The organism is Roseococcus sp. SYP-B2431, assembly GCF_004336745.1.
GTDB lineage: Bacteria > Pseudomonadota > Alphaproteobacteria > Acetobacterales > Acetobacteraceae > Roseococcus.
This window is the reverse complement of record NZ_SJXD01000022.1, coordinates 541710-554225: the sequence shown is the minus strand read 5'-3', so window position 1 is coordinate 554225 and position 12516 is coordinate 541710. Positions and strand designations below refer to the sequence as shown.

14 protein-coding genes are annotated in these 12516 nt (G+C 69.9%); 9 read left to right on the top strand and 5 right to left on the bottom strand.

The genetic code is table 11. From position 1 onward, the window contains the following. Positions 1–207 precede the first annotated feature (207 nt). The 3 genes from EJV46_RS10680 to EJV46_RS10670 all read left to right on the top strand — a co-directional run bounded on the left by EJV46_RS10680 (position 208) and on the right by EJV46_RS10670 (position 2386). Positions 208–546, top strand: coding sequence for a P-II family nitrogen regulator (locus EJV46_RS10680; protein ID WP_131548604.1), 339 nt, complete (start codon positions 208–210; stop codon positions 544–546). Positions 547–620: 74 nt separating this feature from the next. Beyond that, positions 621–2000 carry an ammonium transporter gene (locus EJV46_RS10675; protein WP_131548603.1) on the top strand — a complete coding sequence of 460 codons (1380 nt, stop codon included), beginning with the start codon at positions 621–623 and terminating at the stop codon, positions 1998–2000. 101 nt (positions 2001–2101) lie between these two features. After that, positions 2102–2386 (top strand): hypothetical protein, encoded by a 285-nt coding sequence (locus EJV46_RS10670; RefSeq protein ID WP_131548602.1) that lies wholly within the window; start codon positions 2102–2104, stop codon positions 2384–2386. A gap of 90 nt (positions 2387–2476) precedes the next feature. Here EJV46_RS10670 and phbB read toward each other — a convergent pair whose 3' ends face one another. The 4 genes from phbB to EJV46_RS10650 form a co-directional block, all read right to left on the bottom strand. Next, positions 2477–3199, bottom strand: coding sequence for an acetoacetyl-CoA reductase (phbB, locus tag EJV46_RS10665; protein ID WP_131548601.1), 723 nt, complete (start codon positions 3197–3199; stop codon positions 2477–2479). 257 nt (positions 3200–3456) lie between these two features. Continuing rightward, entirely contained in the window at positions 3457–4053 is a 597-nt protein-coding gene (gene metW / locus EJV46_RS10660) for a methionine biosynthesis protein MetW (protein ID WP_131548753.1), read from the bottom strand. A 473-nt stretch (positions 4054–4526) separates the two neighbouring features. Beyond that, positions 4527–5093, bottom strand: a complete 567-nt coding sequence (locus EJV46_RS10655) for a DinB family protein (RefSeq protein ID WP_131548600.1) — start codon at positions 5091–5093, stop codon at positions 4527–4529. After that, complete coding sequence (locus EJV46_RS10650; RefSeq protein WP_131548599.1) at positions 5090–6238, bottom strand: homoserine O-acetyltransferase; 1149 nt, start codon at positions 6236–6238, stop codon at positions 5090–5092. Before EJV46_RS10650 ends, EJV46_RS10655 begins: the two co-directional genes overlap by 4 nt. 146 nt (positions 6239–6384) lie before the next feature. Here EJV46_RS10650 and EJV46_RS23030 point away from each other — a divergent pair, with 146 nt between their 5' ends. From EJV46_RS23030 to EJV46_RS10630, 4 genes are all read left to right on the top strand, one after another. Further along, positions 6385–7179 (top strand): chorismate mutase, encoded by a 795-nt coding sequence (locus EJV46_RS23030; protein ID WP_206020763.1) that lies wholly within the window; start codon positions 6385–6387, stop codon positions 7177–7179. Continuing rightward, on the top strand, positions 7176–8264 hold the full coding sequence (hisC, locus tag EJV46_RS10640; RefSeq protein ID WP_206020781.1) for a histidinol-phosphate transaminase: 1089 nt from the start codon (positions 7176–7178) through the stop codon (positions 8262–8264). Before EJV46_RS23030 ends, hisC begins: the two co-directional genes overlap by 4 nt. Further along, entirely contained in the window at positions 8257–9144 is an 888-nt protein-coding gene (locus tag EJV46_RS10635; RefSeq protein WP_131548597.1) for a prephenate/arogenate dehydrogenase family protein, read from the top strand. The genes hisC and EJV46_RS10635 overlap by 8 nt, the downstream gene beginning before the upstream one ends. Positions 9145–9212: 68 nt before the next feature. Beyond that, positions 9213–9719, top strand: coding sequence for a DUF1003 domain-containing protein (locus EJV46_RS10630; RefSeq protein ID WP_131548596.1), 507 nt, complete (start codon positions 9213–9215; stop codon positions 9717–9719). A 28-nt stretch (positions 9720–9747) separates the two neighbouring features. On the opposite strand, the gene EJV46_RS10625 is transcribed toward EJV46_RS10630, so the two are convergent. Then, positions 9748–10413 (bottom strand): Tim44/TimA family putative adaptor protein, encoded by a 666-nt coding sequence (locus tag EJV46_RS10625; RefSeq protein WP_131548595.1) that lies wholly within the window; start codon positions 10411–10413, stop codon positions 9748–9750. A 53-nt stretch (positions 10414–10466) separates the two neighbouring features. On the opposite strand from EJV46_RS10625, the gene EJV46_RS10620 reads away from it, so the two are divergent. Together EJV46_RS10620 and EJV46_RS10615 are read left to right on the top strand one after the other, a co-directional pair. After that, positions 10467–11078, top strand: a complete 612-nt coding sequence (locus EJV46_RS10620) for a histidine phosphatase family protein (protein ID WP_370323077.1) — start codon at positions 10467–10469, stop codon at positions 11076–11078. Further along, positions 11075–12490, top strand: coding sequence for an amidohydrolase family protein (locus EJV46_RS10615; protein ID WP_131548594.1), 1416 nt, complete (start codon positions 11075–11077; stop codon positions 12488–12490). The genes EJV46_RS10620 and EJV46_RS10615 overlap by 4 nt, the downstream gene beginning before the upstream one ends. The last annotated feature ends 26 nt before the right edge of the window (positions 12491–12516 follow it).

Here is a 12516-nt window from a genome sequence, read left to right as displayed (position 1 = left end):
CGTTCAGGCTGCGCCGGCGGTCTGTCGCTCCGGTCATCTTGCGAGGGCATTCTTGCTGCCCAGGCGCTCCCGACGCTGCCTCAAAACCAGGCAGATCGGTGCGCAAGCCTCGCAAAGCCTTGGATTGTCGTCTGGCACGACTCTTGGATCGCCGCTGAACTGGCCGGCGGGTTCCCGTTGGCGGGAAGATTGGGAGAGAGCAGGCGGATGAAGCTCGTGATGGCGATCATCAAGCCCTTCAAGCTCGACGAGGTGCGCGACGCGCTCACCCCGCTCGGCGTGCAGGGGCTGACGGTGACGGAGGTGAAGGGATTCGGTCGCCAGAAGGGCCAGACCGAAATCTACCGGGGGGCCGAGTACCAGGTGAGCTTCCTGCCCAAGCTCAAGATCGAGGTCGCCGTGGCCTCGGAGATGGCGGATGCGGTGGTCGAGGCCATCGCCGCCTCCGCCCGCACCGGCAAGATCGGCGACGGCAAGATCTTCGTCCTGGACCTGGACCGCGCGCTGCGCATCCGCACGGGCGAGACGGACGGATCGGCGCTGTGAGCCAGCGCCTCGCACAACATCGGCGTGCCCCGGCGGCCGCCAGCCATGGGAGAATACCACATATGAAATCCTGGATGCGCGGCGCCCCTCTGCGTGGCCCCCTGGGCGGCCCCTTGCGCGGCCCCTTGCGCGGCCCTCTGGGCGGGATGCTGGGGGCGGTCCCGCTGCTGGCCCTCTCGATGCCGGCCTTCGCGCAGGACGCGAAGGTGGACACGGGCGACACGGCCTGGATGCTCATCTCCACCGCCATCGTGCTGATGATGACCGTGCCCGGCCTTGCGCTCTTCTACGGCGGCATGGTCCGCAAGAAGAACGTGCTCTCCACGCTCGCGCAGTCCTTCGCGATCACCGCGCTCGTCTCGGTGGCCTGGGTCGTGATCGGCTACAGCCTCGCCTTCGGCGAAGGGGGCGCCTATATCGGCGACCTGTCCAAGTTCATGCTCGGCGGCATCGCCGAGAACTGGGACAAGCCCTTCACCCTGGGCACGGGCGACGCCGCGGTGGCCTTCACCATCCCGGAGACCGTCTTCGTCGCCTTCCAGTGCACCTTCGCCGTCATCACCGCCGCGCTGATCACGGGCGCGCTGGCCGACCGAATCAAGTTCTCCGGCCTGATGGTCTTCGTGCTGCTGTGGACGCTGCTGGTCTATTCGCCCATCGCGCATTGGGTCTGGCATCCGAACGGCTGGATCTTCGGCCTCGGCGCGCTCGACTTCGCAGGCGGCACGGTGGTCCACATCAACGCCGGTGTCGCGGGCCTCGTGGGCGCGCTGATCCTGGGCAAGCGCATCGGCTACGGGACCGAGAACATGTCCCCCTACAACCTGGCCTTCGCCGTCATCGGCGCCTCGATGCTGTGGGTCGGCTGGTTCGGCTTCAACGCGGGCTCCGCCGGCGGGGCCAGCGGCCGCGCGGGCATGGCCTTCCTGGTGACCAACACGGCGGCCGCGGCCGCGGCGCTGAGCTGGATGGTCGCCGAATGGGCGATCAAGGGTAAGCCCTCGGTGCTGGGCGTGATCTCGGGCGCGGTGGCGGGCCTCGTCGCCATCACCCCGGCGGCGGGCTTCGTCCTGCCGGGCGCGTCGCTCATCATCGGCGTGGCGGCGGGCCTGGCCGGCTTCTGGGGCGCGACGGCCCTCAAGCATTGGCTCGGCTACGACGACAGCCTGGACGCCTTCGGCGTGCACGGCATCTGCGGCATCGTCGGCGCGCTGCTGACGGGCATCCTGGCCTATGGCCCGCTCTCGGCCACGACGGCGGCGCCGGAGGGCATCTCGGGCTCCATGGCGCAGCTGATCATCCAGGTTCAGGCGGTCGTGGCGGTCTTCGTCTTCACGGCGGTGGCCACGGCCATCCTGCTGAAGATCGTGGATGCCATCGTCGGCCTGCGCGTCAGCGAGGAGGAGGAGCGCGAGGGCCTCGACGTCACGCAGCACGGCGAGCGCCTGGGGTAGGTTCTCCCGCAACGATCGTGTTCGGGCGCCGGGGGGAGACCTCCGGCGCCCTTTTCATATGTGCTTGACCCGGCCCGGGCAGGCGCCTTTGATCTCGTCCCATGCGGGACATCGCGGCCCTCCCGAGGGGCGACGAAGATACCTTATGGGCCGTGGTGGCGACCGTGGGGCGCGCCAACCGCGTGGCGGAGATATTTCGCAGCCGCACCGCCGCCCTGGAGGACCGGGCCTGGCGGGCGCAGCAGGTCCGGGCCTACGCGGATTTCCTGGTGCGTTCTCAGCAACCGGTGCCGCATTACTCGGTGGCGCCGATCCGCAGGTCGGACCTGCCGAGGAAGTGGACGCCTTTGCCGGCGCTGGGGTTTTTGAGGGGCAAGTTCATCTGAAAGGGGGGCTCTGCCCCTCCACAGATCGAAGATCCAAGAAACTGAGTTTCTTGGTGGGGGAGTTTGAGGGGGCAAAGCCCCCTCAATTCCTCAATACATATGCTGTCCGCCATTGATCGACAGCGTGGACCCCGTCACGAAATCAGCATCGTCGGCCGTGAGGAACACCACGCCCCGCGCGATATCCTGCGCCGTGCCCAGCCGCCCGCGCGGAATCCGCGCGATGATCTTCTCCAGCACCTCCGGCGGCACCGCGCGCACCATCTCGGTGTCCACATAGCCCGGTGCGATCGCGTTCACCGTGATCTGCGCCCGCGCGCCCTCCTGGGCCAGCGCCTTGGTGAAGCCATGGATGCCGGATTTCGCGGCGGCGTAGTTCACCTGGCCGTACTGCCCCGCCTGCCCGTTGATCGAGCCGATGTTCACGATGCGCCCGAACTTCCGCGCGCTCATCCCGTCCCACACCGCCTTGCACAGGTTGTAGCAGGAGCCGAGGTTGGTATCGATCACCTCGTCCCACATCTTGCGGTCCAGGCGCTTCATCACGCTGTCGCGCGTGATGCCGGCATTGTTCACCAGGATCTCGATGGGCCCGTGCTCGGCCTCGATCTTCCTGACCGCTTCGATGCATTGCTCGAAGTCCGAGACGTCGAACTTGACGCAGGGAATGCCCGTGCGCTCGGTGAATTCCTTCGCCGCGGCATCGTTGCCCGCGTAGTTCGCGACGACCTTGCGCCCCGCCGCCAGAAGCCCCTCGCTGATCGCCGCGCCGATTCCGCGCTGCCCACCCGTCACCAATGCCAGACGCGCCATTTCGGGCTCTCCCTGAAGCTGTTCTGCCCAACCACTTTCGCCCGCGGCCGCGCCACCGAAGATCGGTGACAAAACCTAGCGAGTGCCGAAGCCCGAAACCAGACGCCGCCCGTGCGGTGCAGCGAAGCCCGGGACCGTGCACAGAGGTGCCGGTTAGAGCGCGATGACCGAAGGCGCGAAGGCGCCGGAGGTCTGAATCACGCGCTCGGACAATAAGCTGGACCATGATGCCTGAGCGAATGCGAGCGCATCATGGTCTAGCGGCGCCGGAGCTGGAACAGCGCCTGCTGCCCGAAGATGTTGGCGAGCCGCACGGAGCGGCGCCACGGCGCCTTCAGCCCCTTCTCGTCCACCGCCAGCCACTGCTCGATGACGTAGCCCTCCATCTCCGCCAGCGCGAAGAAGTCGAGGATGGTGCAGGGGTGGATGTTGGGCGTCTCGTACCAGGGGCGCGTCCAGGTCTCGGTGTCGGGCATGCGCCCGCCGAAGAGCAGCTTCAGCCGCATCTCCCAATGGCCGAAATTGGGAAAGCTCACGATGGCGTGGCGGCCGATGCGCAGCATCTGGCGCAGCACCTCGCGCGGCTTCTCCACCGCCTGCAGCGTGCGGCTCAGCACCACATAGTCGAAGGCCTCGTCGGGGTAGAAGGCGAGGTCGTTGTCGGCATCGCCATGGATGACGGCGAGGCCCTGGGACACGGCCTCGGTCGCGGCCTGCATGTCGATCTCGATGCCGCGGGCGTCCACGCCCCTGGTGGCGAGCTCCGCCATCAGCGCGCCGTCCCCGCAGCCGATGTCGAGCACGCGCACATCGGGCGGGATCATCCCGGCGATGAGCCTGAGGTCCAGCCGCATGTTCTTCGCGACGTATTGGACGGAGCCGTCGGCGGCCCGGGTGCGGAGGGGCGGATCCTGGGGCCTGTAGGTGTTCGTCGCGGCGGGTGGCGGCGGGGCGGTGGCCGCGAGGACGGGCCGAGGCGGCGCGGCCGGAGGCCGCGGCTCCCGTTCCGGCTCCGGCTCCGGTTCTGGCGCGGTCGGCACGAGCGGGCTTGCGGGCGGTTCCGGTCCGGCCATCGCGAGCCCGTCCAGCCCCGCCTGGCTCCGCAGCGCGCCGACGGGATCGGCCGTTCCGGCCCAGCGCAGGATCAGCCGTCGCTCGGGGTCGACCAGGATCAGGCACAGGCCCGGCCGCAGCCCTTCGGCCTCCCGGTCGAAGATCTCCAGCACCTTCTCCGCGCTGGAGAAGTCCCGGCGCCGGCGGATCACGCGCCAGGAGGAATCGCCGTCCGGCAGCTCGGAATAGCCGCCGAGGGTGAAGAGAAGGCGGCTCACGCCTGGTCCGGCCAGATGTCGCGTTCCGTCCAGCCCAGCTCGGCGAACTCCGCCGCGCGCAGCGGCGCCTCGCCGACGGAGAAGAACTCGTCGAGCTGCGGCGGCTTGACGCTGGTTCCGGAGAGCATGGCGTGGACCTGTCCGCGATGGTGGATGTCGTGCCCGAAGAGATGCAGCAGCAGCCGGTCGGCGCGCTCGCGCTGGATACGGGGGCCGCGATGCACCTCGACGATATGGCCGAGGTCGTCCAGGGCCTCGCACCAGGCGATGAGGCGGCTGTCCAGGGCGGCCTGCTCGCGCCGCAGCTCGGCGAGGGTGGCGCAGGGCTCATGATCGGCGAAGGCGGCGTGGCCCAGCGTGCCGCCCTCCATCGCGTCCACGTAGAACCGGTCGATGATCAGGATGTGGTTCAGCGTGGCCTTGACCGAGGGGAAGAAGCTGATGCGCGTGGCCTCGAACTCCGCCTGGGAGAGCTGCGCGCAGGCCGTGAGCAGGCGGTGGTTCGCCCAGGCGTTGTGGCGCGCCTGGGCGGCGAAGTAGAGCGCGGCGGGATACGCGCTCATGCGTCCAGCGTCCTAGCGGCGCCCGCCAGGAAGCCGCCGAGCGCCCGGTGGAATTCCGGCTCGTCGAGCAGGAAGGCGTCATGGCCCTTGTCGGTCGGGACCTCGATGAAGCTGACCGGCGCCGCCGCCGCGTTCAGCGCGCGCACCAGGGCGCGGCTCTCGCTGGTGGGGAAGAGCCAGTCGGAGGAGAAGCTGGCCACGAAGAAGCGCGTCGGCGTTCCGGCGAAGGCCGCGGCCACGCTGCCGTGCTCGGTGGCAAGGTCGAAATAGTCCATGGCGCGGGTGATGGTGAGGTAGGAGTTCGCGTCGAAGCGGCGCACGAAGGTGCTGCCCTGGTGGCGCAGGTAGCTCTGCACCTGGAACACGTCCTCGAGGAAGGTCACGGCCGAGGCGCCCTGCAGCTTCCGCCCGAATTTCCGGGTGAGCGCGGCCTCCGAGAGATAGGTGATGTGGGCCACCATGCGCGCGACCGAGAGGCCCTGGGCGGGGATGCGCCCATCCTCCCAGTAGCGTCCGTTCCGCCAGTCCGGATCGGAATGGATGGCCGCGCGGCCGACCTCGTGAAAGGCGATGTTCTGGGCCGAATGATGCGTGGCCGCGGCGATCGGCGCCGCGGCGAAGACGGCCTCGGGATAGGTCGCGGCCCATTCCAGCACCTGCATGCCGCCCATCGAGCCGCCGATCACCGCCAGCAGCCGCTCGATGCCCAGATGCTCGACCAGCTTCTTCTGCGCGCGGACCATGTCGCGGATGGTGACGCTCGGGAAGCCCGTGCCCCAGGGGCGGCCCTGCGGGATGCCGTTCTCGTCCGTCATCTCCTCGCGCGGGCCGGTCGAGCCCATGCAGCCGCCCAGCACATTGGCGCAGACGACGAAGAAGCGGTTCGTGTCCACCGCCTTGCCGGGGCCGATGATCGCCTCCCACCAGCCGGCCTTGCCGGTCAGGGGCTGGCGCTCGGCGACGTATTGGTCGCCGGTCAGGGCGTGGCAGACCAGGACGGCGTTGCTGCGCGCGGCGTTCAGGGCCCCGTAGGTGCGGTAGGCGACGGCCAGGGGGCGGATCACCGCGCCGCAGTCGAGCACCAGCCCCTCGGGCAGCACGGCGCGTTGGTGTTCCATCACCGGAAAAGGGGCGATCTGGTCCATGCCGCGCCAGAGATAAGGCCTGCCCGGATGCCCCGCAACGTGGCGCCGGCCGCCGCCCGCCCCGGCGCATGGCCCCGGCGCGCATGGCTTCGCTGCGAAGGGGCGCCTTGGCGTGGCGCGATGGCGCGGCTATGCGTCATCCACCCATGCCCGACGCCCCGACCGCCAGCGAGACCGACAGCGAAACCCTGGGCGCCCTGCGCGCCGAGATCGACACGCTCGACGACGCCCTGCAGGATCTTCTCGTCCGCCGCGCCCAGGTGGTGCAGCGCCTGGCCGCCGGCGGCGCGAAGCCGGCCGGCACGGTGCTTCGCCCCGGACGCGAGGCCGCCATCCTGCGCCGCCTGCTCGGACGCCATGCCGGTCCCCTGCCGCGTGTCGCCCTGGTGCGTCTTTGGCGGGAGCTCTTCGCCAGCTCCGTCGCCCAGCAGGGCAACTTCTCCATCGCCCTGCCGCCGGACCCGGCCCTGGCGCGGCTGGCGGCCGAGCATTTCGGCGCGAGCACGCCGCAGCGCCAGCATCCCTCGCTGCACGCGGCGCTCGCCGCCCTCGGCGGGCGGGACGCCAGCATCGCCATCCTCCCCTGGCCGCGCGAGAGCGACAAGAACGCCGAGGAATGGTGGGCGCATTTCGACCCGCACCACCTCTCCGTGATCGCCCGGCTGCCCTTCTACAGCGACCGCGAGCCGCCGCTGGAAGCGGCGGTCATCGGTCTGCACCCGGCCGATTCCTCGGGCAAGGACGCGACGCTGCTGCGGCTCGAGGTCTCGGGCGAGCCGAGCCGCGCCGCGCTGGCCACGCTCTCCGGCCCCGGCCGCGTCGTGGCCATGCGCCGCGAGGAGGGCTTCACCCGCGCGCTGATCGAGACCCTGGGCGAACCGCCGGCCGACGCGGTCGTCCTCGGCCGTTATGCGATCCCCGAGCGCGGAGCGAAGCCTTGAGCGTCCTGACACCCCGCCCCTCCATCCTCTCGATCGAGCCCTATGTGGGCGGCGAGTCGAAGATCCCCGGCGTGAACCGGATCGTGAAGCTCTCCAGCAACGAGGGCGCCTTCGGGCCGCCGCCGGCGGCGATGGAGGCCTATGCGGCCATCGCGAAGGACCTGCACCGCTATCCCGACCCCAGTTCGAGCGGGCTGCGCGAGGCGATCGGCGGGCGCTTCGGGCTGGATCCCGCGCGCATCCTCTGCGGCAACGGCTCGGACGAGCTGCTGGCCTATCTGATCCTTGCCTATGGCGGCGAGGGCACCGAGCTCGTCATGTCGGCACACGGCTTCGTGATGTACGACCTGACCGGGCGCTATGCCGGCTGCCACGTCATCAAGGTGCCGGAGAAGAACCTCACGGCGGATGTGGATGCGATCCTGGCCGCGGTCGGCCCGCGCACGCGCATCGTCTGCCTGGCCAATCCGAACAACCCGACCGGCACGCTGCTGCCGAGCTCCGAGGTGCGCCGCCTGCGCGCGGGGCTGCGGGGCGATATCCTGCTGGTGATCGACGCGGCCTATGCCGAATACGTCACCGACCCGGATTTCGATCCGGGCCAGGCCTTGGTGGACGCGTCGGGCAACACGGTGATGACGCGCACCTTCAGCAAGATCTTCGGCCTCGGCGGGCTGCGCCTGGGCTGGGCCTATCTGCCGGCCGAGGTCATGGACATCCTGGCCCGCATCCGTGGGCCCTTCAACGTGAATGCGGGCGCCCAGGCGGCTGGCATCGCCGCTTTGTCCGAGCCGGGCTGGGTGGAGAAGTCCATCGCCCACAACGCGGAATGGCGCGGCAAGCTGACGGCGGCGCTGGAGGCCGTGGGCATCAAGGTCTGGCCGAGCCACGGCAACTTCATCCTCGCCGACTTCGCGACCGGCGAGACGGCGAAGGCCGCCGACGCTTATCTGCGCGCGCGCGGACTGATCGTGCGCGCCATGGGCGCCTATGGCCTCGGCCACTGCCTGCGCATCACCATCGGCACAAGCGAGGAATGCACCTTGGTCGCGGAGGCGCTGGCGGCCTTCATGAAGGATGGTTGAGCCGCTTTTCGGCCGGCTCTGCCTGATCGGCGCGGGGCTCATCGGCGGCTCCATCGCCCGCCGGGCCCGGGAGACCGGCGGCATCGCGCGCGAGGTCGTGGTCAGCGCCCGCAGCGGCAAGACCCTGGACCGCGTGCGCGAGCTCGGCTTCGCGGATCGTGTGGAGGAGGATCCGGCCAGGGCCGTCGAGGGCGCGGACTGCGTCATCCTCTGCGTGCCCGTCGGCGCCTATGCCGAGGTGATGGCGCGGATCGCGCCCCATCTGAAGCCGGGCGCCATCCTCAGCGACGTGGGCTCCACCAAGGGCTCCGTGCTGCGCGACCTTCAGCCGCTGCTGCCGGCCGGCGTGCATCTGGTCCCCGCGCATCCCATGGCGGGCACGGAGTTCTCCGGCCCCGATTCCGGATTTTCCAGCCTCTTCGAGGGCCGGTACACCATCCTCACCCCGCCCGAGGGGACGGATCCGGCCGCCATCGCCGCGCTTCGGGAGATGTGGCTGCGCTGCGGGGCCATGATCGAGTGCATGGACGCGGCGACGCATGACAAGGTCGTGGCGATCGTCTCGCATCTGCCGCATCTCATCGCCTTCACCATCTGCGGCACGGCGGACGACCTCTCGGAAGAGACGCGCGAGAGCGTGCTGAAATTCGCCGCCTCCGGCTTCCGCGACTTCACGCGGATCGCCGGCAGCGACGTGGCCATGTGGCGCGACGTCTTCCTGAACAACCGCCCCGCGGTGCTGGAGATGCTGGCCCGCTTCACCGAGGACGCCCAGGCCTTCGGCCGGGCCATCCGCTGGGGCCAGGAGGAGTTCATCGTCGACCGCATCCAGCGCGGCCGGAAGATCCGCAAGGAGCTGATCGAGCACAAGCAGGCCTGAGCCAGCGTCCTGGCCGGCCGAGACCGCGAAGGCGTAGCCTGGACCCGGAACGAACGGGATCAGGCCGCATGCCCCACACCCATCTCACCGCCGAGGAGAAGGCCCAGCTCCTCAGTCTGCGGGCGGAGAAGCCGGCGCGCAGCAAGAGGCCGCTCCACACGGATACCGGCCAGCGCGTCGCAGACTTCGTGGCGGCGACCGTCGGCTCCTGGCGCTTCATCATCATCCAGAGCGCCCTGCTCGCGATCTGGATCGCGCTGAACGTCACCGGCTACGTCCTGCGGTGGGACCCCTACCCGTTCATCCTGCTGAACCTCGCGCTCTCCTTCCAGGCGGCCTACACGGCGCCCATCATCATGATGAGCCAGAACCGGCAGTCGGAGATCGACCGGAGGCACGCGGAGTTCGACTATCGCGTGAACGTGAAGGCGGAGCTGGAGATCGAGGCGCTGCACGCCAAGCTGGACTCGCTGCGGGAGCAGGAGATCATCAAGATGATCCATGTGATCGAGCAGCTCTCCGCGCATCTGGCGGAGCATCGGATGGCGGAGACAGGAAAGGAGGCGCCTGGCTAACTAAGGCCGCGCCTCCGACGGAACGCCTTCAGCCGCTGCGCGTGGCCGTCAGCTTCCAGGTCGGGTCCTTCTGCGACACGTCGCGCTGGAAGGTCCAGATGTCGACCACCTCGGTCACCGCATCGGCGCCGGCGACGATCTCCTGGTTCCGCGTGGTGATGTTCACCTGGTCGGAGACGAAGCGCACCGTCACCTCGGCCAGGTTGCCGTTCAGCGCGGCGCCCTCGACCGCGATCTCCTGCATGGCGCGGATCTCGGTACGCTGGCTCTCGCCGGCATTCTCGCGCGCCGTCACCGCCTGCTCGAAGCCGGCATAGGTGTCGTCGGAGAGCAGGCCGCGCAGCGTCTGCCGGTCGCCCTGGGCGAAGGCGGCGACGATCATGCGGAAAGCGCCCTCCGCCCCGTCCAGGAAGGCATTGGGCTCGAAGCTGGGGTCCACGGCCGCGATGCGGGCCAGGCCCTGGCCGGCCGCGCTGGAGGAAGGCGGCAGGGTCCGCCGCGCACCGTCCGCGCGGGCGGCGGCGATGTCCTCCGTCACGGCCTCGACGCGGGCCGTGCGGGCCTCGGGCAAGCCGGGCGTGGCCGGCGGCCGTTCGAAGCCCTGGCGCTTGCCCAGCACGCTGCGCAGGCGCAGCACCAGGAAGGCCGCAACCATGGCGAACAGAATCAGATCGATGGGAAAACCGCCCGACATTGGGACCTCCAAGCCTCATCTACTTAGGCAAGGCATGGCCTCGCCGCAATGTCTTGTTCCTGAATCGCCCGCTTGCCGCACCGGAGACCTCCGGCTACGCCTCGGGCATGATCTTCCTCCGGCACGGACAGAGCGAGTTCAACCTCCACTTCTCGGCCACCCGGGTCGATCCCGGGATCGTCGATCCGAAGCTCACCCCGCTGGGGCATGAGCAGGCGGCCAAGGCGGCCGGAGTGCTGGCCCGGCGCGACATCCGCCGGATCATCGTCTCGCCCTATACCCGCGCGATCGAGACCGCGACGCCGGTGGCCCGGGCGCTCGGCCTGCCGCTCACGGTAACGCCGACGGTGCGGGAACGTTACGCCTTTGTTTGCGACGTCGGCTCGCCCATCAGCCATCTGCGCGCCAGCTTCCCCGAGGTGGGCTTCCACGCGATGGAGGAGGTCTGGTGGCCCGCCATCGAGGAGCCGCACGACCAGGTGATGGACCGCGCGGCCCTGTTCCGCGCGGAGATGGCGGCGCTGGACGACTGGGCGCACACGGTCGTGGTCTCGCATTGGGGGTTCATCCTGGCCTTCACCGGCAAGTCGGTGACGAATGGCGAGATGATCGAGGCGGACCCGACCGCCGGACCGCCGCAGGAGTTCGCGTGGCGGCACGCATGAGCGAGCTGCTCGTCACCGGCGGAACCGTCATCACCCTCGACGAGGAGCGCCGCGTCATTCCGGACGGCGCCATCGCGATGCGGGGCGGCCGGATCCTGGCGGTGGGGACGCGCGACGAGGTCGCGAAAGCCTTCCCCGCGCCGGAACATGTGTTGGACGCGCGCGGCAAGGCCGTGCTGCCGGGGCTGGTGGACGCCCATGCCCATGCCGGCCACGGGCTCGTGAAAACGCTGGGCAACGGCGATTTCCAGCAGTGGAGCGCCGCCTGCCGGGTCATCTACTCCTCCGCCTCGCCCGCCGCCTTCTGGTACGCCGAGGCCCGGCTTGCGGGGCTGGAGCGGCTGAAGGCGGGCGTCACCACCGGCGTCTCCGTGCTGGGCGGGGGCGACTGCATCATGCGGGTGGACACGCCGGCCGCCGGCGAGGCCCGCGCCCGCGCGATCGCCGAGATTGGCCTCCGCGAGGTCATGGCCGTGGGCCCCCGGCGCCCGCCCTTCCCGCACGACTACGTGATGGAGGACGGCGGCACCCGCGCCATCTCCTTCGAGGACCAGTTGGAGACCATGGGCCTGCTCTTCGAGCGGCTGCACGGGAAGGGGCGGATGCGCCTCTGCACCATGATGCCGGTCTACCGCGAGAGCGCGCACGACCCGGCCCTCGTGGCCGAGATCAAGGCGCAGGGCCGCAAGGTCCGCGAGCTGGGAGCGACCTTCAACACGATCTTCCACCAGGACGGGCACCGCGCCGGCAGCATCGCCATGGCGCAGGACATGTTCGGCCTGCTGGGGCCGGACGCCTTCCTGTCCCATTGCACCGACCTCACGGAGGCCGACATCGCGGCCCTGGTGAAATCGGCGGCGCATGTGGTGCACAACCCGACGGCCATCGCCGCCGTCACCGGCTTCTGCCCGGTGGCGAAGCTGCTGGATGCCGGGGTGAATGTCGCCGTGGGCAGCGACGGCACGGCGCCCGACCGCAGCGGCGACCTCTTCCGCCATGCCTTCGAGGCCATGCGCTACGCCCAGCGCGCGGAGCGCGACGCCTCGCTGATCCCGCCCGGCCGCGCGCTGGAGATGATCACGATCGACGCGGCGCGCGCCATCGGCCTGGAGCGCGAGATCGGCAGCCTGGAAGCGGGCAAGCGCGCCGACCTCATCACGGTGGATCTCACCGCGCCGCACATGGTCCCGGCCAATATGCCGGTCTGGCGGGTGGTGTGCTTCGCGACCGGCGCCGATGTGCGCGACGTGGTCATCGGCGGCGAGCTGCTGATGGAGGACCGCCGGACCCCGCATCTGGACGAGGCGGAGATCGTGGCGGCCGCCGAGGCCGAGGCGGCGACCATGCTGCGCCGGTCCGGCCTGGCATGGCTGGCCGTCGAGGACCCCGGCTGGCGGCGCACGAGGCGTTAGGTAAGCTGCCCCGATCAAGGGGTTTT

Excerpts from the sequence above, each read along its gene's own strand:
- EJV46_RS10680 (WP_131548604.1), top strand. The coding sequence starts at position 208 with ATGAAGCTCGTGATGGCGATCATCAAGCCCTTCAAGCTCGACGAGGTG.
- EJV46_RS10675 (WP_131548603.1), top strand. The coding sequence starts at position 621 with ATGCGCGGCGCCCCTCTGCGTGGCCCCCTGGGCGGCCCCTTGCGCGGC.
- EJV46_RS10670 (WP_131548602.1), top strand. The coding sequence starts at position 2,102 with ATGCGGGACATCGCGGCCCTCCCGAGGGGCGACGAAGATACCTTATGG.
- phbB (WP_131548601.1), bottom strand. The coding sequence starts at position 3,199 with ATGGCGCGTCTGGCATTGGTGACGGGTGGGCAGCGCGGAATCGGCGCG.
- metW (WP_131548753.1), bottom strand. The coding sequence starts at position 4,053 with ATGCGGCTGGACCTCAGGCTCATCGCCGGGATGATCCCGCCCGATGTG.
- EJV46_RS10655 (WP_131548600.1), bottom strand. The coding sequence starts at position 5,093 with ATGAGCGCGTATCCCGCCGCGCTCTACTTCGCCGCCCAGGCGCGCCAC.
- EJV46_RS10650 (WP_131548599.1), bottom strand. The coding sequence starts at position 6,238 with ATGGACCAGATCGCCCCTTTTCCGGTGATGGAACACCAACGCGCCGTG.
- EJV46_RS23030 (WP_206020763.1), top strand. The coding sequence starts at position 6,385 with ATGCCCGACGCCCCGACCGCCAGCGAGACCGACAGCGAAACCCTGGGC.
- EJV46_RS10635 (WP_131548597.1), top strand. The coding sequence starts at position 8,257 with ATGGTTGAGCCGCTTTTCGGCCGGCTCTGCCTGATCGGCGCGGGGCTC.
- EJV46_RS10630 (WP_131548596.1), top strand. The coding sequence starts at position 9,213 with ATGCCCCACACCCATCTCACCGCCGAGGAGAAGGCCCAGCTCCTCAGT.
- EJV46_RS10625 (WP_131548595.1), bottom strand. The coding sequence starts at position 10,413 with ATGTCGGGCGGTTTTCCCATCGATCTGATTCTGTTCGCCATGGTTGCG.
- EJV46_RS10615 (WP_131548594.1), top strand. The coding sequence starts at position 11,075 with ATGAGCGAGCTGCTCGTCACCGGCGGAACCGTCATCACCCTCGACGAG.